Source organism: Thiohalorhabdus sp. Cl-TMA (assembly GCF_041821045.1).
Lineage (GTDB): Bacteria > Pseudomonadota > Gammaproteobacteria > Thiohalorhabdales > Thiohalorhabdaceae > Thiohalorhabdus > Thiohalorhabdus methylotropha.
On record NZ_JBGUAW010000007.1, the window covers coordinates 232,761 to 255,404 of the forward strand.

Annotated in this window: 25 protein-coding genes; 2 read left to right on the forward strand and 23 right to left on the reverse strand. The window is 66.8% G+C overall.

From position 1 onward, the window contains the following. Nucleotides 1-25: 25 nt before the first annotated feature. Genes flgL through ACERLL_RS11705 form a run of 3 tightly spaced genes read right to left on the reverse strand, consistent with a single transcriptional unit; the run spans nt 26 to nt 4,039 of the window. Entirely contained in the window at nt 26-1,378 is a 1,353-nt protein-coding gene (gene flgL / locus ACERLL_RS11695) for a flagellar hook-associated protein FlgL (protein ID WP_373656278.1), read from the reverse strand. 33 nt (nt 1,379-1,411) lie between these two features. Further along, nucleotides 1,412-3,574 (reverse strand): flagellar hook-associated protein FlgK, encoded by a 2,163-nt coding sequence (gene flgK, locus ACERLL_RS11700; RefSeq protein ID WP_373656279.1) that lies wholly within the window; start codon nt 3,572-3,574, stop codon nt 1,412-1,414. A 3-nt stretch (nt 3,575-3,577) separates the two neighbouring features. Further along, nucleotides 3,578-4,039: a flagellar protein FlgN gene (locus ACERLL_RS11705; protein ID WP_373656280.1), complete on the reverse strand. Its 462-nt coding sequence runs from the start codon at nt 4,037-4,039 to the stop codon at nt 3,578-3,580. Between the two features lie 321 nt (nt 4,040-4,360). Between ACERLL_RS11705 and ACERLL_RS11710 the strand changes: the two genes are divergently transcribed. Continuing rightward, nucleotides 4,361-4,594, forward strand: coding sequence for a hypothetical protein (locus tag ACERLL_RS11710; protein ID WP_373656281.1), 234 nt, complete (start codon nt 4,361-4,363; stop codon nt 4,592-4,594). Between the two features lie 309 nt (nt 4,595-4,903). After that, on the forward strand, nt 4,904-5,536 hold the full coding sequence (locus ACERLL_RS11715) for a tetratricopeptide repeat protein (RefSeq protein ID WP_373656282.1): 633 nt from the start codon (nt 4,904-4,906) through the stop codon (nt 5,534-5,536). Between the two features lie 22 nt (nt 5,537-5,558). On the opposite strand, the gene fliP is transcribed toward ACERLL_RS11715, so the two are convergent. From fliP to flgB, 20 genes are all read right to left on the reverse strand, one after another. Further along, a complete protein-coding gene (gene fliP / locus ACERLL_RS11720; protein WP_373656283.1) occupies nt 5,559-6,302 on the reverse strand; it encodes a flagellar type III secretion system pore protein FliP in 744 nt (247 codons plus the stop codon). Further along, nucleotides 6,299-6,679 carry a flagellar biosynthetic protein FliO gene (gene fliO / locus ACERLL_RS11725; protein WP_373656284.1) on the reverse strand — a complete coding sequence of 127 codons (381 nt, stop codon included), beginning with the start codon at nt 6,677-6,679 and terminating at the stop codon, nt 6,299-6,301. Before fliO ends, fliP begins: the two co-directional genes overlap by 4 nt. Next, nucleotides 6,676-7,104, reverse strand: coding sequence for a flagellar motor switch protein FliN (gene fliN / locus ACERLL_RS11730; RefSeq protein WP_373656285.1), 429 nt, complete (start codon nt 7,102-7,104; stop codon nt 6,676-6,678). Before fliN ends, fliO begins: the two co-directional genes overlap by 4 nt. Continuing rightward, complete coding sequence (locus ACERLL_RS11735; protein ID WP_373656286.1) at nt 7,101-8,114, reverse strand: flagellar motor switch protein FliM; 1,014 nt, start codon at nt 8,112-8,114, stop codon at nt 7,101-7,103. Before ACERLL_RS11735 ends, fliN begins: the two co-directional genes overlap by 4 nt. A 9-nt stretch (nt 8,115-8,123) precedes the next feature. Beyond that, complete coding sequence (locus tag ACERLL_RS11740) at nt 8,124-8,678, reverse strand: flagellar basal body-associated FliL family protein (protein WP_373656287.1); 555 nt, start codon at nt 8,676-8,678, stop codon at nt 8,124-8,126. Nucleotides 8,679-8,744: 66 nt separating this feature from the next. Beyond that, the gene (locus ACERLL_RS11745) at nt 8,745-9,464 is read right to left on the reverse strand and encodes an OmpA/MotB family protein (RefSeq protein ID WP_373656288.1); all 720 of its coding nucleotides are present in this window, start codon (nt 9,462-9,464) and stop codon (nt 8,745-8,747) included. Beyond that, nucleotides 9,451-10,221: an OmpA family protein gene (locus ACERLL_RS11750; protein ID WP_373656289.1), complete on the reverse strand. Its 771-nt coding sequence runs from the start codon at nt 10,219-10,221 to the stop codon at nt 9,451-9,453. Before ACERLL_RS11750 ends, ACERLL_RS11745 begins: the two co-directional genes overlap by 14 nt. An 11-nt stretch (nt 10,222-10,232) precedes the next feature. Then, complete coding sequence (locus ACERLL_RS11755) at nt 10,233-10,997, reverse strand: motility protein A (RefSeq protein ID WP_373656290.1); 765 nt, start codon at nt 10,995-10,997, stop codon at nt 10,233-10,235. Between the two features lie 162 nt (nt 10,998-11,159). After that, nucleotides 11,160-12,587 (reverse strand): flagellar hook protein FlgE, encoded by a 1,428-nt coding sequence (locus ACERLL_RS11760; protein ID WP_373656291.1) that lies wholly within the window; start codon nt 12,585-12,587, stop codon nt 11,160-11,162. 4 nt (nt 12,588-12,591) lie between these two features. Further along, on the reverse strand, nt 12,592-13,437 hold the full coding sequence (locus ACERLL_RS11765; protein ID WP_373656292.1) for a flagellar hook assembly protein FlgD: 846 nt from the start codon (nt 13,435-13,437) through the stop codon (nt 12,592-12,594). 31 nt (nt 13,438-13,468) lie between these two features. Then, nucleotides 13,469-14,929 (reverse strand): flagellar hook-length control protein FliK, encoded by a 1,461-nt coding sequence (locus ACERLL_RS11770; RefSeq protein ID WP_373656293.1) that lies wholly within the window; start codon nt 14,927-14,929, stop codon nt 13,469-13,471. Nucleotides 14,930-15,084: 155 nt separating this feature from the next. After that, nucleotides 15,085-15,708, reverse strand: coding sequence for a MotE family protein (locus tag ACERLL_RS11775; protein WP_373656294.1), 624 nt, complete (start codon nt 15,706-15,708; stop codon nt 15,085-15,087). Next, complete coding sequence (locus ACERLL_RS11780; RefSeq protein ID WP_373656295.1) at nt 15,705-16,154, reverse strand: hypothetical protein; 450 nt, start codon at nt 16,152-16,154, stop codon at nt 15,705-15,707. Before ACERLL_RS11780 ends, ACERLL_RS11775 begins: the two co-directional genes overlap by 4 nt. A 112-nt stretch (nt 16,155-16,266) precedes the next feature. Beyond that, nucleotides 16,267-17,640 (reverse strand): FliI/YscN family ATPase, encoded by a 1,374-nt coding sequence (locus ACERLL_RS11785; protein WP_373656296.1) that lies wholly within the window; start codon nt 17,638-17,640, stop codon nt 16,267-16,269. Then, nucleotides 17,637-18,437, reverse strand: a complete 801-nt coding sequence (locus ACERLL_RS11790; RefSeq protein ID WP_373656297.1) for a FliH/SctL family protein — start codon at nt 18,435-18,437, stop codon at nt 17,637-17,639. The genes ACERLL_RS11785 and ACERLL_RS11790 overlap by 4 nt, the downstream gene beginning before the upstream one ends. A gap of 27 nt (nt 18,438-18,464) precedes the next feature. Beyond that, nucleotides 18,465-19,505 (reverse strand): flagellar motor switch protein FliG, encoded by a 1,041-nt coding sequence (gene fliG, locus ACERLL_RS11795; RefSeq protein WP_373656298.1) that lies wholly within the window; start codon nt 19,503-19,505, stop codon nt 18,465-18,467. 26 nt (nt 19,506-19,531) lie between these two features. Beyond that, on the reverse strand, nt 19,532-21,169 hold the full coding sequence (fliF, locus tag ACERLL_RS11800) for a flagellar basal-body MS-ring/collar protein FliF (RefSeq protein WP_373656299.1): 1,638 nt from the start codon (nt 21,167-21,169) through the stop codon (nt 19,532-19,534). A gap of 84 nt (nt 21,170-21,253) precedes the next feature. Further along, nucleotides 21,254-21,553, reverse strand: coding sequence for a flagellar hook-basal body complex protein FliE (fliE, locus tag ACERLL_RS11805; protein ID WP_373656300.1), 300 nt, complete (start codon nt 21,551-21,553; stop codon nt 21,254-21,256). Between the two features lie 14 nt (nt 21,554-21,567). Continuing rightward, complete coding sequence (gene flgC, locus ACERLL_RS11810) at nt 21,568-22,017, reverse strand: flagellar basal body rod protein FlgC (protein WP_373656301.1); 450 nt, start codon at nt 22,015-22,017, stop codon at nt 21,568-21,570. A gap of 3 nt (nt 22,018-22,020) precedes the next feature. Further along, nucleotides 22,021-22,425 carry a flagellar basal body rod protein FlgB gene (gene flgB, locus ACERLL_RS11815; protein ID WP_373656302.1) on the reverse strand — a complete coding sequence of 135 codons (405 nt, stop codon included), beginning with the start codon at nt 22,423-22,425 and terminating at the stop codon, nt 22,021-22,023. Nucleotides 22,426-22,644: the final 219 nt, after the last annotated feature.

Here is a 22,644-nt window from a genome sequence, read left to right on the forward strand (position 1 = left end):
CCGCGCCGGAGCCGCTAGGCCGCCTTCAGATGTGATTGAGGATGGAGGTATCCCGGAGAACGGAGGAGCTCTTCATGGCCGCCTGGAGATTGCCCTGCCGGGCCATCAGCTCCGAGGCCGCCTTGAAAACATCCACGTCGCCCAGGTGGGTGGAAAGCTTCTCCAGCTCGGTGCGCAGGGTACCCCGGCGGTCCGCCGCCAGATCCAGGCGGTTGAGCTTACTGCCCAGCTCGCCCCGCTCGCTGGCCAAGCTGTTGATGGCCCGGTCGATATCGCGGATGGCCGTCTGCAGCTGCGGGACGTCCTGATCCATGCCGAGCACGCCGCGCAGATTGACGTCGTCCCGGGTAACCTCGAACCGGTAGCCCTCGTCGGCCTTGATCTCCACGCGTCCTTCGTCGTTGACCCAGGCCGATAGATGCTCGATATCGTCCAGACGGTCCACGATGTCGCCGTTGCCTGACTCGGCGGGCGTAGCGGGATCCTTGTCGGGATCGTCCAGGGCGTCCTTGCTCGGGTCGATGGTCAGGTCGGCCGTATTGTTCCCGCTGGCGGCATCCCAGCCCCCTTTGTCATAGGCCGGAGCAACCACCTCCCCTTGCTTATCGAGGATTCGGATGGAGAGCCGCCCGGGATCGGCGGCGCCGTCGCCGTTGGCATCCCGCAGCTCCTCCACGGGGAGTCCCGAATTGGAATTGCCCAGAGGCAGGGTGGTATCGGCGGCGGTACTGGTGGCATAGAGGTGGCTGAACTGCTTCTCGTCGAACCCCTCCACCATGGTGGCGAGCGCTTCCAGACCCTGCCGGAGCGGACTGCCCGGCCGCTTGATGGAGTGATCCACGGTGATACGCTGCTCCCGGCCGATGCCGTATTCCACCGGCTGGATGTTCCCGGGGTACTCGAAGCTGTAGACGCCGTTGGCCTCCTGGCTCATGACCACCGATTGCCGGTTGCTGGCGGTGCCGGAGAACAGGTACTCCCCTTCCAGCTGTTCGTTGGCGATCTGGGACAGCTGCTTCAGCACCTCCTCGGCCTCCTCCTGGATGGCCTTCCGGTCGGAGGGGGTGTTCGTCTCGTTGGCGGCGTAGAGGGCCAGATCCCGCCCCCGCTGGAGCAGTTTACTGGCCTCGTCGTACTGGGTGTTCGTGTAGTTCAGGATGCCGCGGAGCTCTTCCACATTGCGGTCGTAGCCGTCCATGGCCTTCAAGCGCTCCTCGTAGCGCTTGAGCGTCTGCATGGCGGTGGGGTCATCGCTGGGCTTTCTGACCCGGTCTCCCGTAGCGGCCTCGCGCTGGGCATCGAAAACCCGGTTGTAATTGCGGCGCAGGTCCCCCTGGACCACGTCCAGCATCATGCTGTCGGATACGCGTGCCACCATGGTATTTCCGCCTCAGTAGCTTGGTCGCCCGAGTCAGACGGACTGCAGCAGGCTTTGGAACATCCGGTCGGTGGAGCTTATCACCTTGGACGCCGCCTGATAGCCGCGCTGGAAGTTCATCATCCGGACCAGCTCCTCTTCGGTATTCACCCCGGAAACGGACTCCCGCTGTTCCTTGATCTGGTCCATCACGCGCTGCTGGAACTCCACCAAGCTGTCCGCATTGGCCTTTTCGGCGCCAGCTCGCGAGATGGTCCCCGCGTAGTGCTCGCCGAAGGTGCGCGGCTTACCGCCGCCGATCTCGAACCCGGCGGACTGCAGATCCAGCATGTCCAGCGCAGCGCTGTTGTCGCCCACGCCGATCTCGTACACAACCTCGCCGTTGGAGTCTCTGCGGGGCTCGCCCGCATCGCTCAGACGCGCCCCCAGATGGCCGGCATGGACCCGCTCGGGGCTGCCCTCCACGTACGGATCGAGCTTCATGGAACCGGCGGCGGAGGAGACGCCCTCGGCGACGTTCTGCCCCTGATCGAGGGTGAAAAAGGTATTTATGCCCACCGCCGCGAACAGATTGCTGGAGCCGTCGATCCCGGCGTCCTCCATGAAGCTGCCGGTGTCCTTCTTGACCTCGATCTCGTAGCCCCCGGGCGCGGACAGGGTCAGCTCATTTTTGGAGGCGTTCCAGTTGGCGGAGACCCGGCTGCCCGCGGCATTGATGGCCTCGGCGATGTCCGCTCCGCCGGCCCCGGAACCGTAGGAAATGGGACTCGCGGGCGAGGTGCTGACCTCCCCGCCCGGTCCGCGCACCCGGAACTGGAGCTGGCCGCCCGATGCCACACTCCCTTCCCAGGTGGTCTTTATCTGCTCGCGGCCATCGGGGCCCGACTTCAGGGCGAAATCCACCCCTTCAGAAGTCTTCAGCTCCAGATGTCCGTTGCTCAGCCCGGCCTGGAGATCACCGGCACTCAGCCACTCCGAGTCCGCGGCGGCATCGCCCACGGCCCGGTTGATCTTGCTGACGATGTCACCGGAGCTGCCGTCCTCCAGCACCTCGTTGCCGTCGAGCTGCACGGAGACCATCTCGATCTGGCCGGTGGCCTTGTTATGGACGGCGAAATCCACCTGGCCCGCCTGGAAAAGCTCGCCGAAGGGCAGCTTGCTGCTCTTCTCGTCCTGCAGCTGCGCGGTGGGATCGCCCGTGGCCATGGAGGCTCGCGCCGAATCCTGGTATTCCAGGCCCACGCCCTTGGCATGCACCTTGTTGACCTCGCCGATCATGCTCTGTGCCAGGTCATCCAGGCGGCCGCGGAGCTCCGGGATGGTCTCGTCCCGGATGCGCAGCATGGCCCCAATCTCGCCGTCGCGGATGCCATCCGATAGCTCCTTGGGGACACCGTCGTCCAGGGTGATTCCCGAGAAGGTGATGGCCCCGCCCTCGGTCTTGAGGCCCCGGCTCAGGGTGGTGGCCTCCCCTTTGTTCACCAGGGAGTGACCGCCGTTCTTCATCTGGATGTTGTAGCTGCCCTGGTTGTCCTCGTAATAATTGATGCCGATCTTCTCCGACAGCTCCCGCGTCAGCTGATCGCGCTGGTCGCGGAGGGCCATGGCCTCCTGGCCGGTGCCGTTCTCCACCTGTCCGATCCGGATGTTGAGGTCGGCGATCTGGCGGATGGAGTTGTTGATGTCCCGGAGCTTCTGCGTGACGCGGTCGTCGATTTCCTTCTGATACCCGGAGAGCTGCGTATCCCGGTCGGACATGAGCTTGGAGAGCTCGCGCCCCATGCTCAGCACCTGGGTCCGCTCCACGTCGCCGCCGGGGTTGTTGGAGAGATCCGATACCTTGCGGAAGAACTCCTGGATCCGTCCGCTGATGCCGCCTCCCTCGGGCTCGTCGAAAAAGCCGTCCAGGCGGCTCGCCAGCTCCGAACGGGTCTTGGTGGTGCCCAGCTTCCCGGTCTGGTCGATCTCTTCCCGGATCATGAAATCGTCCACCATCCGGTTCACGTCCCGGACCCTGGCCCCGTCCCCGATGCGCACACCCTGTTCCGGGCTGCTCTGCGAGAAGGTGACGTCCACCCGCTGGCGGTTGTACCCCTCCGTCTGGGCGTTGCTGATGTTGTTGCTCGCCGTGGCCATGCGCAGCTGGTTGGCGTGCAGGGCGCTCACGGCGGTGGAGAAGCCGGGGCTGATGGCCATGGCTCACACCTTCCTGGAAAAGAGGGAAGACCCGCCAACGCTCTCCTTGGCCTGGCCTTCAGCGGTATAGCGGTTTTCCTCCACCTCTCCGGTCAGCCACAGGAGCAGGCGCTCGTTGCGCTCCATGGCTTCCCGGATCAGGCGGGTATTCTCATCGTTCTGTTGGCGCACCCGGGCCACCAGCTCCCGCAGACGCTCCCGCCGGAGATCCCAGAGGGAGGGGTCGCCGGGGAGGAGATCCCCCAGCTTCGCCTCGGCGCCCGCGCCGAGCCTCCGGCCGAGCCCGGCCCGTTCCGCGTCCGCCGCCGAGATCTCCTCGGTCAGGGCAGCCCGGCGCTCCTGATCCTCGGCCAGGGCCTCCCAGTCGAAGTCCGCCAGATGCCCCCGCTCCTCCTCCAGGAACGCCTCCATGGCCGCGTGGGCCGCTTCCAGTCGCTCCAGGATCCGGACCGCTTCTTGGCTCATGCTCGTAATTCCCTGACTGGGCCTGCACAAGGACGGGGAGCCCTTTCCCTGTCCACTCCTTATCGTCGGCGCCACCGCGTACTTGACCCCCCTCGGCACCGGCCGGGGGTTTCCGCTATCCGGACAGAATCCGGTACCGGACGCGGCAGGTGCCCCGAACGGGTAATTGCAAGTCACATGCCATGGGCTGCCCCGCCAGAGAACCGCGCGATCCGGGCCGCGGACGTGCGTCACGGGCGGGCGGAGGGGCAAAAATTGCCCACCTTGACAGGAACCTATTGACGCGGGATTCTGTTTATGTCCTCAAGAAGGAGCATGGAAATGGCGATCAACCCAGCCGCGCCGCAAAATCCCCTCCCGAACGGCGGGGAAAGCTTGGCCAACAACCAAGCCCGCAACCAGGCGGCCAACGACCCCGAGCGGGACTCCGGGCGACGCGTTTCCTCCAACACCGCGGAGGCGGACCAGCGCGTAAACGGCAACGAGGCCGCCACCGAAGGCCGGGAGTCGAGATCCAGCGACGACTCCAACGGCTGGCTCGACATAATCGTCTAGGGCCGCCCGCCGACCCGCCCCGCGCCGTACCCCGAGGAAAGCACCGCTCCCCATTCCGGCCCGCCTCGCGGGCGGGCCGTGCGGCGTTCCGCCGCCACCCAGATCCGGCCACGCCGTACCACCCGGACGGTTTTCGGTCCTGTCCTTCGCATGGAGGACGCCCCTACCCACGCCGCTCGGCAAAACTTGCCGCCCCCCCCTGCGCCCATCCCGGGAACCGAGTCCGGAAAGGGCTCCCTAAAGGGGGAGAATCCTGTTATGTAGGAGGGGAGCTTGAATTCCGTTCCGGAATATAGAGGGAGGCCGACCATGGTGTTCACCTTTCCCCCGTTCCTACGGGCATGGCCCATCACCCTGGCCGCCGTGCTGCTGGGGCTTCCGGCCGTTGCAGTGGCCATTCCCGGCGACACGGGCGCCGATACGCTCCGCGAGGAGGCGCGCACCTTCCTCCATCGCGGTCGGGATTACGCGGAAAACGAGCAATGGCAGGCCGCCATCGCCCTCTATCGGAACGCCATAGACATCAACCCCCGGCTGGCGGACGCCCATTTCCTGCTTGGCGTGGCCTTCGCCCAGCAGGACCGGCCCCGGGATTCCGTACGGGCCCTGAAGCGCGCGGTGCAGCTGGACCCCCAATCCGCCTCGGCCTTCTATAACCTGGGGGTGGCCTATGCCTATACGGGGGACATGGAAAAGGAGATGGACGCCTACAAAGAGGCCATTCGCCTGGACCCGAAGCACATCTCCGCCCATTACAACCTGGCCACCGCCTACTGGGCGAAGGGACGCGACCAGGAAGCCTGCCGGAATCTCTACGAGGCCGGGCGGCTCTACGACCGGGCCGGCAACCCCAAACAGGCGCGGGAGATGCTCTACCTAATCCAGCGCATCGCCCCCGAGTCGGAGTACCGCAGCCGGCTCCAGAAGGAAGTCCGGGACTGACCCCGGCCCCGCGGTCGGGTGGCTACTGGAAGCTCTCCACCAGGGAGCCGACGATCAGGTACCAGCCGTCCACGAGGACGAACAGGATCAGCTTCATGGGCAGGGAGATCATGACGGGCGGAAGCATCATCATGCCCATGGACATGAGCACGCTGGCCACCACCATGTCGATGATCAGGAAGGGAATATAGATCAGGAAGCCGATCTCGAAGGCGGTCTTCAGCTCGCTGATGACGAAGGCCGGGATCAGGGCCCGGGTGGGGATCTCGCTCAAGTCCGCCGGCTTGTCCTCCCCCGCCAGGTTCATGAACAGGCGCACCTCCCGGTCTCCGGCCTGAGCGAACATGAACTCGCGGGCCGGCTCCAGGGCCCGCATGGCACCCTCCTGGAAGGAAATCTGATTGTCCAGATAGGGCCCCAGGGCCTCCTGGTCGATCTGCTGCCAGACCGGGGCCATTATGAACAGGGTCAGGAACAGGGACAGCCCGATGATGACCTGATTGGGCGGTGTCTGCTGGGTACCGAGGGCTTGGCGCAGGAAGGAGAGCACCACCACCACCCGAACGAAGGAGGTCATCAGCACGAGGATGGCCGGGGCCAGGGTAAGGACGGTGAGCAGGGCCAGAATGCGCAGCCCGGTGGCCACCTCGTCCGGGCTGTTCATGGGCGTGAGCTCCATGTCCAGACCGGGCAGGGCCGATTGGGCGCCCGCCAGCCCGGGCAGACCGAGCAGGAGGAAGAGCAGGCCGATCCGGTGGGCGGTCACGGGTCGGACCCCTCCGTATCCGGCAGATCGCCGCCGTCCTGCCGCGACGAAAGGTCCGCCAAGCGGGTGACGGAGCCGGCCGTGACGCCCACCAGGAGCCGACGGTTCCCCGCCCGTACTATGGCGAGCCGGTTCCGGTACCCCAGGGAGATCATGCGCTCCACCCGGAGCTCCTCCCCCTGGGTGCCGGTGGCCAGGAGTCCGAAGCGCTTCAGCGCATAGACGCCCAGGGCGAAGAGCCCCAGCACAATGCCCAGGCCCACCAGCATCTTGACCAGGGCAACGCCGAAATCCGGACCGCCGTTCGCCGCCCGGACCACGTCCGGCACGAGCAGCCCGACGGGCAGGATCATCCGCAAAACGGGCGGCCCGTTCATTCCAGGGATTTGATCCGTTCCCGGGCCTCGCCGATCTCGGTGACCCGAACGCCCAGGCGGTCATTGACCACCACCACCTCCCCGCGCGCCACGGTGCGCCCGTTGACCTGGATCTCCAGCGGCTCCCCTTCGGTGCGGCCCAGGCGGATCACCGAACCCTTGTCCAGCTTCAGCAGCTCCTGCAGGCTCATGCGCGTGCGGCCGAGCTCCACGCTCAGCTCCAGCGGGAGATCCAGGAGCATTTCCAGGTTCTGTCCCGGCGAGCCGCCTTCCTGGCCCTGCCCGGAAACGCCGGCGATGGCCGCAGCGGCAGCTTGAGCGGCGGCCTGCTCCTCGGCGCCCTCCTGCCATTCCTGGCCGCCTTGCTCGGGGCCAGCGGCTTCCTCGCCGGCGGGGCCGCCCTGCTCTCCGTTCTCTTCGCTCATTTGGCTACCTCACCGTCTTCATTGCCATCCACCTTATGCAAAAGGCGGACCGCCACTTGGCCATCCACTTTGCCCGCCTCCGCCCGCCAGCGGGTCTGCTCCCCGGCCACCACCTCCACCGGGTCGCCGGGCTGGCTGTCCAGGTAGAGGAGCTCCCCAGGCTCCAGCTTCAAAAGCTCGCGCAGGGTCATGTGGGTCCGGCCCAGGACCACGGACAGATAGGTCTCGGCGCGGAATACCTCCTTCTGGAATTCCTGGCGCCACTCCTCGTCCACCTCGGCGCCGCCGGCCAGGAAATCCCCGCGCAGCAGGTCCATGTAGGGATCGAGCACCGGCAGAGGATAGACGAGAAGCATGGGGCATTCCATATCGCCGAGCGTCAGGCTGTAGGAAACGCGGAAGACCCGGACGTCGCGGCGGACGATGGAGGCGTCGCGGATATAGGATTCCAGGCGGATGTCCTGGATCTTGTTGATGTAGAGGGGCTCCCAGGCCCGCTCCAGGTCCTGGGCCATGGACTGCAGGAGGCGCAGGAACAGGCGCTGCTCGATGCGGGTCAGCTCGCGCTTCTCGGATTCCGACTCCTCGAGATTCTGGTGCTCCTCGCCCAGAACGGCCCCGACCATGGTGCGGGCCACCTCCACCTCGATGCTCATGAGCAGCTTGCCCTGGGGCGTCTGGAGCACCACGTAGACCCCGGGGCTGGAGGCCTCCTCGGCAACCACGCCGAACCGGTCGAGGTCGTATCCCTGATAGGAGAGGGAGGGCCGCAGCACGGGGAAGTCGCCGGCCATGCTGTCATTGAAGAAGCGCTCGAAGCGCTGGGCCACCACATCGAAGGCCGGGAGCTCCGGGCTCTCCTCTTCCTCGGCTTCGGAGAAGTGGTAGGGCGCAACATCGTCTTCATCGGGATGCAGCGCACCGCCGCGCCCCCCTTCCAGGGAGCCTTGGTCCAGCCCCTCCAGAAGGGTCTGGATTTCCTCTTCTTCCAGAATCTGACCGCCCGCCATGCAGGCCTCCTACTGGATCACGAACTCGGTAAAGTAGGTATTGAGCACCATCCCCTCACCCAGAACGCTGTTCAGACGCGCCACGATCTGCCGCTTGAGCTCGTATTTCCCCTGCATGGTCTTGAGCTCTTCGACGCTGTGGTTGGACAGCAGGATCAGGAGCGCGTCCTTCAGCTGGGGCTTCATCTCTTCCGCCCGCTTGGCCGCGCTCTTCCCGCGCAGCTCCAGCTGCAGGGAGGTCTTCAGGTACCGGGTACGGTCGCTCCGGGCGAGGTTCACCACCAGCCCCGGAATCTGATACATCTCCTTCTTGCCGCCCGAAGAGGGGGCGGGCGGAGGGGCGGACGTGCTGGAGCCGGAACCGTCCGAGCCGGACTGTCCGCCCGACTGGGCCGCCGTCTTTTCGCTCGCCTGTCCGGAGAGCATGAACCAAGCCCCCCCACCGCCCAGCGCGCCCCCCACCAGCAAGGCCAGCAAAGCGATCAGGACGGGCTTGAGCTTTCCTCCCCGGCCCTCGCCGTCTTGCAGTTCGCCGTCCTGGTTCTGGTTGCCTTCTTCCGCCATTCCGCCCTCGCTCGATTAGCTGCTTGCCTGGTGTCTCTTGCCGGTACCCGGGGGGCCCGGGTGCCGCTACTGGCCCGAAAGGGGCTCGTCAATGACCTCGATGGTGATGCGCCGGTTGGCGGCCCGCCCCTCCGGGGTGCCGTTGTCGGCGACCGGGCGCGACGGACCGTATCCCGCGACGGCCAATCTCTGCGCATCCAGGCGGCGGTCTTCCACCAGGTACCCCGCCACGTTCACCGCGCGCGCCAGGGAGAGGCTCCAGTTGTCCCGTTTTCGCCCGCTCCCCTGCATGGGGACATTATCGGTGTGGCCGGAAACCTCCACGCGGCCCGGTATGTGCCGAAGGACGTCCGCGATCTGGTTCAGGGCATAACGGGCCTCCTCCGAGAGGCGCGTGGATGCCGAGGCGAACATGCCGCCCGCGCTCAGGTTGAGCGTGAGGTTGCCCGTCTGCGGATCCGTGCCCAGCTCCACCTCCGGTCCCGTCTTTTTGAAACGGGACCGGAGGTTGTCGTGCAGCGTCTCCATGCGCTCCCGGTACGCCGCGGGGACGCGGGGAGGCACCACCATCTCCCGGGGCGCGATCCATATCCCGAAGGGCCCCCCGTTGCCGAGGATGCCGAGCCCTTCCTGGAAGGAGCTGGAGATCTTCTTCAGGGGGTCCTGATTCATGACGGACATGGACAGCAACAGCACGAAAAAGGTGAGCATGAGGCTCAGCAGGTCCGAGAACGTCACCATCCAGAAGGACTTGTCCGGTCCCCGATCCTGTTTATTCTTGGCCATTGCCGCCGCCCTCGACGCTCGGGGCCAGATCCCCCTCCGGGAACAGGGGCCGCAGGGAGCTGTCCTCCTGGATCTTCAGGCGGATCTGGACACGCTCGTTCTTCCGCCGACCTTCCTCCGAATACTCTTCCGCCGCCGGGCGGAGATCGCCCCGCCCCTCAAGGCGCAGGCGTTCCATGGGCACGCCGCGCTCCCGGAAGAGCCGCGCCACGTTCTGGGCCCGGCGGCCGCTGACCCACAGGGCGTCCCGGAAGTCCGATTGCAAGCGGAGGTTGGTATACCCCCGGACGATCACTTCCACGTTGGCCGCACTCACCAGATCCGCCATACGGCGGATGCGGTCCGCCAGGTCGGCGGGGAGCTCGGTGCTCGTCCCGGAGAAGACCGTGGGGGTCCCCACCTCGATGAGGGCTCCGTTGCCGGTGGCGGCGGGCCGCACCTCCACGCCCGCGCCCAGCTTTCCGGTGAAGATCCGCCGCAGCTGGTCCATGAGCCGATCCTGCTCCGTTTCCGGCTTAAGCGGCGGCCCCGGGGGATTGGGGGCCTCGGAGGCCGTATCGAACAGGCTCAGTCCGGACGGCATGTAGCCGAAGGCGCCGCCCAGGGATTCGATGGCCTGCTTTTTCCGCTCTTCCTGGATCTTGGCGATGCTGTTCAGGAGGATGAAGAAGGCGAGCAGGATCATGAACAGGGAAACGAACATCACCCGTTCCCCCATCTTGCGGGATTCGCTGCTGCGGCCACCCTTGCTGCCCATGCTCGGCCCCCCTAGTCGAACTGGGGCTCGCGCTCCTTGGGAGCCAGGAACGCCAGCAGCTTTTGCTCTAGGATCCGGGGATTCTCGCCGGCCACGATATTGCGCACCCCGGTGATTATGATCTGGTAGTTCAGCGTTTCTTCCTCGCTCCGCGCCCGGAGCTTCCCGGCCATGGGAATGAAGATGGCGTTGGCCATCAGGGCGCCGTAGAAGGTGGTCAGCAGGGCCACGGCCATGGCCGGGCCGATGGTGCTCGGGTCCTCCATGCTCTGCAGCATCTGCACGAGGCCGATGAGGGTGCCGATCATGCCGAAGGCGGGAGACAGGCTGCCCATGGTATCCATGATGGCCGCGCCGGTCTCATGGCGGTCCTCCATCTTGTCCACCTCGTTCTGCAGAATGGCCTCGACTACCTCGGGCTCCTGGCCGTCGATGGCCATCTGCAGGCCTTTCTGCATGAAGGGATTCTCGAGGGATTCCACCCGATCCTCCAGGGCCAGCACCCCTTCCTTCCGGACGGTCTGCGCGTATTCGAGCAGCTCGGCAATCACGTCCTTGGGGTTCTCGGACTGATGGAAGAAGGTCTTCTTCACCACCCTTCCGGCATTGAGCACCTGCTGCAGCGGGTAGCTCACCAGCGTGGCCCCGAGTGTACCCCCGATGACGATCAGGGCACCGGGGGCATTCAGGAACGACCCGAGGGTTCCTCCCAGCAGGATCCCCAACAGGACGAGCCCGAAGGCGGCCACCAGGCCGATCAGGGTTGCAATGTCCATCCAGTCCTCCCCGTTTTACACCCGTATGCGCGGCGCCGACCCGGCCCACGCCGTGTCCTATCATAGGGAAAACCCCTATTACCTGGCCATAGCAGACACAAATAAGGGGCCCGAAAAGGGCCCCTCAACAAGCCACCCTCAAGGGGCCGCTAGGCCCGGATGCTAGCGCTTGATGTTCATGAGGCTTTGCAGCATCTCATCCACGGTGGTCACCACCTTGGTGTTGGCCTGATAGCCGCGTTGGATCAGGATCATGCGCACCAGCTCTTCCGAGGCGTCCACGTTGGACTCCTCCAGGGCGAATCCCCGGACGTTCCCGGCACCCGCCTCCCCGGGCTTCTTGATGGACGGCTCCCCGGAGGCGTCCGAGGCCTGGAAGTTGCTGTTGCCCACTTTGTTCAGGCCGTCCGCGTTCTTGAAGTCGGCGAGCGCCACCTTGTACAGGGGAGCCGTGGCGCCGTTGTCGAAGCTGCCCACGATCACGCCCGCCTCGTTCACCGAGAAGCTCTGCAGGTCCCCGGCCTGGCGGCCGTCCACATCGGCGGAATAGAGCACCGACCCGCCCGGGCGTTGGAATACCCCCGACAGGCCGCCAGAGCTGCCCGAGGTGGCCGTGTCGTCCCCCATGTCCATGGAGATGGCGTGGCCCGCCTCCGAGCCGTTCGACCAGGGCACCTGGAACGAGTTGGACCCGAAGGCCTCCTCGGAGACGTTGCCGTTGGCGGCCAGGCCCCGCTTTTCCGACTTGAGCGAGCCGTCCTGGTTGAAGGTCAGATGGATACCCTGCTGCCCCGAGGGGAGGGTGAGCTGGGCCAGATCCGCCTCGCCCGAGCCGGTGGTGTCGTAGGTGGTCAGTCCTTCGGTGTTCACCTCTTCGGCGTCCGCCATCACCCGGACATCCCACTCGTTCTTGTCGGTCTTGGTGAAGTAGGCGGAAACGTCGTGGCTGGAGCCGAGCGAGTCGTAGACCTTGAAGTCGGTCTTGAAATGGTAATCGAACGAGGGCTCCGCCGCGCCGTTGGGATCATTGGCGATGGTGCCACGGGGCTCCGCCGGATCGGCGTCGGCGTCCAGATTCGCCTTGGGGTTGATGTTGCGGGTCCGCTCCGCGGTGCTCTGCTTCTCGGTGAGGTTCACGTCTCCCAGCTCGCCCTGGGTCTGGACCTTGCCGTCCACCTCCTCGGTGGACCAGCCCCGGACCCGGTTGCCGCCGGAGGTCACCAGGTAGCCTTCCTTGTCGACGGTGAAGCTCCCGGCCCGCGTATAGAGCTGCTCCCCGGTGTCCGGATTCCGGGTGATGAAGAAGCCGTCGCCGTCCACGGCCATGTCCGTGGCCTGGGAGGTGTTCTTGAAGGAGCTCTGCGACATGTCCGGATTGATCATGTCCAGCTTGGAGCCGCCGCCGATGATGTTCTGGCCCAGGGCCTCGTTGCGCTTGGCCACGCTGCCGAGCACGTCGGCGAAGACCGCCCGCGACCGCTTGTAACCGGTGGTGTTCATATTGGCGATGTTATCGCCGATCACGCCCATGGCCTGGTCATGGGCAAGGATGGCCTTAGCGCCGGTGCTCAGTGCCCCGAAGTTTGCCATTGCCCTACTCCTCCCTCTTTTCATTGGTCACCGCAGCCACCTTGTCGAAGGCCACGAATCGTCCATCGCCGATGCCCACCTGCGTGCCGTCCTCGCCGTACCGGACCTCCTGGACGGTGGACTGTATCTGGACCGGCTGCGGCTTCGGCTCCTTCACATCGGCGCGCATTACCTGGATGTCATAGGTGCCCGGCGGGGCGGGCTTTCCGTCATCCGTCTTGCCGTCCCACTCGGCCTGCTGCATGCCGCTATCCAGGCTGCCCAGGTCGATGGTCCGGACCACCTTGCCCGCGTCGTTCTTGACCTTGGCCACCCTGGAGCCGTTGGAATCGAGGCTGAACTGGAACTTGTGGCTCTGCCCCTCGCCCGTGGAACGGGCCGGCTGGCCTTCCACCCACGCGGTCTTGCCGAGCAGCCCCACCGCGTCCATGTTCCTGCTCTGCTGCTGACCCGCCAGCTTTCCGAGCAGATCGTTGGTCTTGATCTGCTGCTCCACCCCGGAGAACTGCGCCATCTGCGACAGCATCTCCTTGTTCTTCATGGGGTCGAGCGGGTTCTGGTTCTCCATCTGGGTGACCAGCATCTTGAGGAACAGCTGCCGCTGCTCTTCCGGGTCGTAGCCGCTGCCGGAGGAGCTCTTCTGGGAAGACTCGCCGGAGGGCGCCCTGCTAGTGGCCTGCCGCAGGGCGGCGGCCTCGGAAGATCCCCCGCCCTTGGCCTGCTGCAGGGCGGCGGCCCCGGAAGATCCCCCGCCCTTGGCCTGCTGCAAGGCGGCGGCCCCGGAAGATCCCCCGCCCTTAGCCTGCTGCAGGGCGGCGCTGCCGGCCGCGTTCCCGAAAAACGTATCCATGTCGCACCTCTACCTATTCTTGGCTGGGCGTTCAGGCCAGCAGACTCAAGTTGCCGGGGGTTCCGATCCGCGCGGACTGCCCGTCCTCCTCGCCCCCGCCGGAGCCCTGGCCGTCGGAATCGGCCATCCGGCCGCCCGACCGGCCTCCTCCGGATTCCGATTCCCCTTCTCCGTCACGGGGCTGCTGGCCGGATGCGCCGTCTCCGCCCACCTGCACCTGGGCATCCTCCAGCTCCAGCTGCTGGTTCTGCAGCGCGGTACGGAGGTGCTGCATCTGGCCGTCGAGGAGGTTGGCGGCTCCCCGGTTATCCATATGGAAGATGGCATTGACCTTGTTGTCGCTGATCTGGAGCTCTACCCGCATCTGCCCCAGGTGTGGGGGGTTCAGCTTGATCTGCACATCCCGCTTGCCGTCGGCGGCCTCCTTGGCCACCTGGACCACGGCCTGGTTCATGGTCTGCGACTGCTGGGTCTGGCGCGGCGCGGAAGGGGCCTCGGTTCGTGCGGTATTGGGGGACTGTTGGCCCGCGCCCATGCCGTCCATGCGCATCTGGGCGTCCGCGCTCTGCCGCTGCTGGCTGGAAGCTTCGCCGCTCTTGGTGTCGGCTGCCGGCGTTTGACCGGATGCCTGCTGGGCGCCGTTGGCGCCCGCCTTCGCCAATTGGGCGCTGTTGCCTTCCAGGGCCATTCGGGTGGCCCCCTTGGCGTGCTCCGGGGTCTGGGCACCGGTACCACTGGCACTGCCATTGCTACCGGTCTGGAACAGAGCATTCCCCTGACCGTCCTTGGTCCGGGCATCCTGGGCCTTGGAGTCGCCTTCGCCCTTTCCTGCCGCCTTGGCATCCTGGCGGAGCGTGGGCCCGCCCTGTCCGGCGGCCTGCTGGGCCTTGCCGTCGCCTCTGCCGTTGAGCCCCAGCTGCTCCTGGATCACCTGCCGCAAGCGGGATTCGGCGTCGCCGTTCGCCTTGGCCAGCAGGGCCGCCTGGCCGGACTGCTCGCCGCTCTGGCTCGCCTTTTCGCCCTTCTGCTCCTTGCCGGCCGCCAGCATGGCCGCGAGATCCTCCGCCGAGCTTCCGCCCTTGGCCTTCTGCTTGGCTTCCTGCTGAGCATCCGCCACCGCGGCCGCGGCCTCTTTTCCGCCCTCGGCCTGTTTGCTCTCCTGCTTGCCATCCCGGCTCTGCCCCTCCCCGGAGCTTCCACCCTCCTCCGCGCCGGCCTGGCCGTCGTCGGCGCCACCCCCTCCGGATGAGCGCTGTCCCGATTGGTTGCGGGCACTCTTGTCGGAAGTGCTTCCCTCGTCGGAGGAAGAAGAGGACGAGGCGCTGCGGTCGGGCGCGGGCGGGTCCCGGCGCTCCGGAGCGGACCGGGACGCTTCATCCAGCGCCCGGTCGAAACCGCCCTGCTCGCCGCGCGCCGGGGCGCCGCTGCTGCGGCCCGGCGGTGCGAGATCCGCCCCCGAGGGGCGTTGTAACGGAAACGGTAAATCGTTCATGGCTCGTATCCTCCCGCGGCCGTAGCTGCAAGAGGCGGGCCAATCGGCTCGGTTTGGCGGGAGGACCCGTGGGTCCGGGCTTCAACGGCGAAAGGGAATGCTTCGGAGAGGGAGGGGATGGCCGGCGTCCCGGGAAAAAATTTCCCGGTTCCGGCTCAGTCTTCTACGTCATTCACCAGCTTGGTCATGGACTGGGAGATGCGGTTGGCCTTTTCCGGCTCCACGAAGGACAGGATGCGTCCCGCCGCCTGGCCGGACATGCCGGAGAGCAGCTTCACCGCCGTGCTCTTATCCATGCTGTTGATGCGCTCCGCGGCCTTCTGGGGATTCATGTTGGAATACACGGAGATGAGGTGCCGCATCTTGTCCGAGCGGATCTCCTCCTCGCGGTCCAGACCCGCCTGGATCTGGTCCCGGTAGCGCTTCAGCCGGCCCAGGTCCTTGGAGACCTTCTTTTCCAGGATATCCAGCCGCTCGCGGGTCTTCTCCAGCTTCTCCCGGTCCTGGCGCACGGACTCCCGGCGGGCCTTGAGCTCCTTAAGGACCCGGACTTCCTCCGGGCGTAGGTCGACCGCCGGCTTTTCCCCCTGCATGCCGTCCGCCTGCTCTTCCGCCCGGGCGGTGGTTACTGCATCGCGGGGGACCCGCAGGGAATCACCGGCCCGTTCACCTTGCGTAGGCCCCTCGCTGCCCACGAACCGCAGCAGCACCAGCAGGCCAAGCACGCCGAGTACCGCCCGCCGCAGCCAGCCGCCCGCCGCGCTCATGGCGCCGGTCATCCCTGCGTCCCGCTCTGGTGGCTCGTCCAACGATTGAGGCGCTTGCGCTCACCGCGCTTGGCCAGCTGGTGCTGTTGCTCCTCGAACCGCTCACGCAGGCGCTCCAGGCGGAGGCGGCGCTGCTCCGCCGCCCACAGCTCCGCCCGGGCCGTTTCCAGGGCCTGCTCCCGCTCCCGGATCTCAACGGCCAGGCGCTCCAGCTCCCGCTGGAACCAGCGCCTCCCCTGCTCGCGTAGCTGGAGCTGGGCGGCATCCATCAGGCCCTCGCTGGCGCCCGGCTGCAATCCCGCCGCCTGCTGCTGGGCCAGGATCTCCTGGTGGTGCGCCTGCCAACGCTCGAGGTCCGACCGGCAGCTCTCCAGATGGTCCCGGCAGACCTCCACCTGCTGGTGCCGCAAATGGAGGACCCGGGCCAGCCGGAAATTTTTGCCGTTTTTCGCGCTCACGCCCATTTTCTGCCTCTATACCCCCGAAAGGTTCCATGCCGGAGTCCGCGGGAACGGCCCCCTGGGGCCTCGCGGGCCCGGCCCTGCCTTTGCCGGGCCGGAACGGCGCAATCTACAGCGGGGCGACCACTTCCGCCAGCTCCGCCCAAGCGTCCTCCAGGGTGGCCGGCTGTCCCACCCCCTGCCGGAGGAAGCCTTCCAGCCGGTCCCGGTTGGCCAGCGCCCGGTCCACCTCCGGGCGCTGGCCCTCCTGGTAGGCGCCCACCTGCACCAGGTCTTCCACCTCCTGGATGTGCGCCCAGGCCCGCATGAACTTGCGGGCATGCTCGGCCGCCTCCTCGGAGTGCAAGGTGGAAGCCAGGCGGCTAATGCTGGCCTGGGGATCGATGGCCGGATAGTGGCCCTTGTCGGCCAGGCGCCGGTCCAGCACCAGATGGCCGTCGAGGATGGCCCGCACCGCGTCGGCCACCGGATCGTCGAAATCGTCGCCCTCCATGAGGACCGTGTAGATGGCCGTCAGGGAGCCGGGCCCCGAATCCCGGCCGGCCCGCTCCAGCAGGCGCGGCAGGAGATTGAGCACCGACGGGGTGTATCCCTTGTCGATGGGCGGCTCCCCCACGGCGAGGCCTATCTCCCGCTGGGCCCAGGCCATTCGGGTGAGGGAGTCCATCATCAGCAGCACGTGCTTCCCTTCGGCGCGGTACTGCTCGGCGATGGAGGTGGCCATGAAGGCGGCCCGCATGCGGAGCAGCGGGCTCATGTCCGAGGTTGCGATCACCAGCACGGAGCGCTCGCGGCCTTCGGGCCCCAGATCGCGCTCCAGGAATTCCCGGACCTCCCGGCCCCGCTCCCCCACAAGGGCGATGACGATGACATCCGCGGCAGTATAGCGCGCGATCATGCCCAGCAGGGTGCTCTTGCCCACGCCCGCCCCGGCGAAGATGCCCATGCGCTGCCCCCGGCCCACGGGAAACAGGGCATTGACGCTGCGCACGCCCAGGTCCAGCGGTTCGTCGATGGGCGTCCGGTCCAGCGGGTTGATGACCTCCCGGTAGAGGGGCGCGGTGGGGCCTGCCCCGAGCATGCCCAGTCCATCCATAGGCTCGGTGCGCGACGGCCCGGAACCGCCGCTCTCACCCGGCAAGGGCCGCTTGCAGCGGGGATCGAGAACCCGTCCCACCAGGTCCTCTCCCACGGGGACCTCCGGACCGCGCCCGGTCCCGGAAACGGCCAAGCCCGCGCCGATGCCATCGGGATTACCCACCGGCATGAGCTGCAGCCGGTCCTCGTGGAAGGCCACAACCTCGGCGTCCACGTCGGCCTGATCCGGCATTCGGATGCGGCACAGCTCCCCCACCCGGGCCTGCGGCCCCCGGCTCTCCACGATCGGACCGATCACCTTGGACACGCGTCCGTCCACCCGCCAGAGGGGCGTATGCCGGGCGCGGTCCAGGGCGCCTTCCCAGTCGGGTCCGGGCAGGGTCATTCACTCCCCGCCGCGGCCCGGGCGGCCTCCCCGGCCGCCCGATTCAGCTGGCTTTCCAGGGTGGTCTGGATCACCCCGTACTCGGTCTCGATACGGACGAAATCCGCCGGCTGTCCCGCCTCCATGTGCAGGCGGAGCTTCTCCATGCCGGGCTCGGACGCCAGACGTTCGCGCATCTCCTCCACGAGCCCGGGCGTTACCTCGCCCAGGGTGACTCGCACCTCGCTGCCCGCGTCCATTTCCTCCAGGGCGGCAACGATCAGCCGCTCCAGGTAACCGGACAGGTCCTCGCTCAGGGCGGTGCGCAGCACCCGCTCGCAGACGGTCCGGATCAGGCCCTCCAGGGGCTCCTGCCAGTGCGTGACGGATTCGGGCTGGCCTTCGGTGAGGGTCTTTAGGGCCTGCTCGAAGCTGTCCAGAAAGGTGGACTGGACCCGCTCCATGGCCTCCCGGCCCTCGGCCTCCCCCTTTTCCCGGCCCTCCAGGAGCCCGGCGTTGTACCCCTCCTGGCGGGCCTCTTCGCGCAGGCGCTCCAGCTCCTCGGGGTCCACGCCATGGGACGCCTCCTCCGCTTCGGCCTCCCGGGGCTGTTGTTCGGGGGCGGGCGCGGCCTTCGCGCGCGCGCGGTTCTTCTCGGCGCCGCTCTTTTGATACTCCAGGCCGGGATGGAACGGCTGCTGCCCGGGCTCCTCGCGGGGCTCGTCCAGATCCGCCAGCCATTCGTAGCCGGACGGCTCCTCCTCTTGCTGATGGATCTGGGTCCGGAACTGCAGCGGGGTAAACCGGGTCTTGGCCATGGCGAGCTCGGCCCCTCGTGCGCGGCCCTATTCGATGTAGCGTTCTTCGGACTGGCCGGCCACGCGCAGGAAGATGGTGCCTTCCTCCTCCAGGCGCTTGGCCGTGCTGATGATCTTCTGCTGGGCGTCGTCCACATCGGATACGCGGACCGCCCCCAGGGCCTCCAGGTCCTCGCGGAGCATCTCCCCCTGGCGCTTGGAGACGTTGCGGAAGAACCGTTCGCGCAGGTCCTCCGGCGCCCCCTTCAGGGCGAGCACCAGGTCGTCGTTCTCCACCTCGCGCAGCAGGCGCTGGAGGCTCCGGTCGTCGAGGCTGTCCAGATCCTCGAACTTGAACATGCGCTTGTCGAGCTCCTCGGCGAGCTCCTCGTCGTACTCGCTGACCCCGGCGAGCAGATCCTCCGAGTTCTCCATGCCCACGCTCGCAACCAATCCGGCCGCCATGTCCAGACCCGAAAAGCTGGTCACCACCCCTTGCTCCAGCTGCTCCAGGTCCTCGGACAGGATCTCCTCGATCTGGTCCATGAGCTCGGAGGGAACCTCCTCCATCCGGCCCAGGGCCAGGGTGACGCGCTGCTGGTACTCGTCGGGGAAATGGGTGAAGACCTGCTGGGCCTTCTGCTCGCTCAGGTAGGAAAGCACCAAGGCCGTGGTCTTGGGCTGCTCGCGAGCGAAGTACTCGGCAAGAAATTCCGGCTTGGCGTTGTTCAGCTTGTCCCAGATGAACTCCGTGCCCGGCGTCTCCAGACGCTGGATGATGGGGTCCGCCCGCCGGCCGAGGGTGTTGCGCAGGAACTCCACCACCGCCGTGTGCCCGAAGGTGGGCGTGGTGGGGACGCCCAGACGGTCGAGGAACTCGTCCACCACCCCCTTCACCTGGGCCTCCTCCACGGGCTCCATGTCCAGCATGTGGCGGGAGACCCGCAGCACCGACTCCTGGTCCATCTTCTCCAGGATCATCCGCGCATCCTCACCCAGATACCGCATGAGGATGGCGGCCTTGTCCAGGCCGGACAGGCTCTTGATGTTTTCCTTCCCGGAACCTTCTCTGCGTACCGCCTCGGCCATTCGGTCCCCCTAGCCTCGCGCTCCGGTCATTCCCGCAGCCACTGCCGTACCACGGCCACCGAGTTCTCTTCCTCCTTGCGCACCACGTCCCGTACCTGCTCGCGGCGCTCCTGCTCCGTGGCCGCCCGCTCCTCGATCTCGCTCCTGCGGCTCTCCAGCTCGCGGCGCTCCTCGTCCCAGCCCCCAAGCGCGTTGCTCAGGGCCTGCCCCGAGCCCCCGCCCTCCTCGAGCTCGGCGGAGGATTCCGCCCTGCGCAGGGTCGGCTCGGTGAGGTAGCGCATGAGCGGCCGGCCCACGAACCATAGGATCAGGAAGGTCACCAGCACGTAGCCCCCGTAGCGGGCACCCTCCATACCGATGTCCCACCAGGTCAGCTCGCCCACGGCGCCCTGGGCCTGCTCCGGCGCATGGAGGGGCATGCTTTCCACGGTGACGGAATCGCCACGGCCCTGATTGATGCCGGCGGCATCGGCCACCAGGGAGCGCAGGCTATCGAGCTGCTCCTGGTCGCGGGGTACGAACTGCCGGTTGCCGTCCACCGTTTCGTAGCTGCCGTCCACCAGCACCGCCACGCTGAGGCGCTCGATACCACCCCCGGGCTTGAGCACGTCGCGAACGGTCTTGCTGATCTCGTAGTTCACGGTCTCTTCGCGAACCCGGACGCCACCGGAGCCCGAGCCCTGCTGAGGGCCCTCCTCCTCGCTACTGGGCACGTTGGCGGCCGCCCCCGCCTCGCCGCCCACACCCCCGGCCGAGCCACCGGTGCGGCTGCGCGTCTGCTTACTGCGGGGCACCTTGCTGAAGGGGTCGTAGCTCTCCTCGTGGAGCTGCACCTTCTTGTCGTTGATGTCGGTATTGACCCGCACCACCGCCCGGCCGGGACCCACCACGCGCTCCACCAGGGAGGTGAGCTGCTTCTGCAGGTTGTTCTCAAGGTTGCGCTTGTAGGCGACCAGCTCGTCGCCGGGACCGGTCTTCTGCTTGGGGTCGTCCTCGCCGTTCAGCACCCGCCCGTTCTGGTCCACCACCGTGACCTGCTCGGGCTTCAGGCCCTCCACGCCGGCGGCCACGAGGTGCACGACGCCGTCCACGGTTTCCTGGTCGAGGCTGTTGCCGTTAGCCAGCTGCAGGGCCACCGAAGCCTTGGCCGGCTTCTGGTCCTTCTCGAACAGGGCCTTTTCGGGGGTGACCAGATGGACCCGGCTCTTTTCCACCACGCCGAGGCCATTGATGGTGCGCTCCAGCTCCCCCTCCAGGGCACGCTTGAAATTGAGCTTCTGGGCGAAGCTGCTCATGCCCACCACGTCCCGGTTATCGAAGAGCGAATAGCCCTTGCGCCCCGCGTCGGGCACCCCCGATTTCGCCAGGGAAAGACGCAGGCGGCTCACCTGGTCTGCCGGGACCTGGATCATGGTCCCGCCGTTTACCAGCTTGTACGGGACGCCCTGCTGCTCCAGCGCCTCCACCACATTGCCGGCGTTCTTCTGGCCCAGCTGGCTGTAGAGGACCGCGTACTCCGCCTTCTGCGCCCAGTATATGAGCCCGGCGAAGCCCGCGAGCAGTAGCAGCCCCAGGGCGGCGATGGCCACCTGCTTCTCGCGGGGGATGGCGCTGAGGGTCTCGCGCAGCGACCGGCCGGTGCTGGACAGGGTGCCGTTAGCCATGGGGCCTTATCCCGACGGAGCCGCCCCGCCGCTGGGAGCCGGGGCCACCCGGCCGCGGCGGAGGCAGATCTTCCTCAAGAGCGGTCAGACCGGCATCCGGAAGATTTCGCGGTAGGCGTCCACGACCTTGTTCCGCACCTGGGTCACCAGGCGGAAGGAGAGGTCCGCCTCCTGTGCGGCGATCATGGTCTCGTGGATCTTTCTATGCTCGCCGGCCGCCAGGCCGTCAGCCATGTCGCGGGATTCCAGCTTGGCCTGGTTGGTGTCCTCGAGGGTGCCCTTCAGGACCTCCTCGAAATTGGAGGTGCCCTGGTCGGACCCGGACTGCTTCTGGGTCTGTTGGGAGAGGGCATTGGCGAAGTTCTGGCCGATCTGGTCAACCATGGGGCAGCGCTCCCTTATTTGCCGATCTGCAAGGCGTGCATGGCCATTTCCCGGGCCGCCTTGATGCTCAGGGTGTTGGCCCGGTAGCTGCGGCTGGCCTCCATCATGTCCACCATCTGGGTGGACACGTCGATGTTGGGCATGGCCACGAACCCTTCCTCATCGGCGTCCGGATGGCTGGGGTCGTACACCTGGCGGGGATCGGCGTCCTCCCGCACCACGTTCGTGACCTGCACGTGCTCCGGGCTGGACTGGTTCCCGCCAGTCCGGAGGTAGTGCTCGAAATCGGCGCTGCCCTGCTGTCCCGGGCTGGAATGCAGCACCACCCGCTTGGCCCGGTACGGTCCGCCTTCCGGAGTCTGGGTGGTGTTGGCGTTGGCAAGGTTCTCGGCGGCCAGGTTCAAGCGGACCCGCTGGGCGGCGAGGCCGCTGCCGCCCACGCGCATGGCGGAGAAGAGATCCATGGATCAGCGTCCTCCCTTGTCGATGGCGTATTGCAGGCCCTTGGCACGGCTGCCGGCCAACTGGGTAACCATCTGGTAGACCAGCCGGGTCTCGCCCATGCGCTCCAGCTCCTGCTGGGTGTTCACGGTGTTGCCGTCCACGCGGCCTCCCTGGACCACCTCGCGGACGGTGGGCTGGACATTATCCACGGAGGTGGCATTGCCCAGGTGCTCCGGATGGGTCCGGACCGGTGTCAATTTCCCGTCCCCACCGTCAAACGCCTGTCGGAGCGCATCGTCGAACTCCAGGCGCTTGGCGTGATAGCCGGGGGTATCGGAGTTGGCGATGTTGTTCGCGATGACGCCCAACCGTTCCTGGTGCAGATCCAGGCTCTTGCCCATGACAGCGAATTTACTTTGGAAGAGCATAATTTGCCGGTCCTCGCCGTAGGAATGTCCACCGGACACCCTTTATGCAATCGATGTGCCGTTTCCGCGCTCTCGGGCCCGTTTCCCATTCCGCGCGGCCTTCGTCCGCGGCCATGGCTCGGCACGGCTCCCGGGAATTCTATGAAAGGTTCCCCCGCTTCATCCACTTTTTTCTAGCCTGGGGAGGAGTTTCAGCCAAAAACAGGCCGTTGCGCAAGC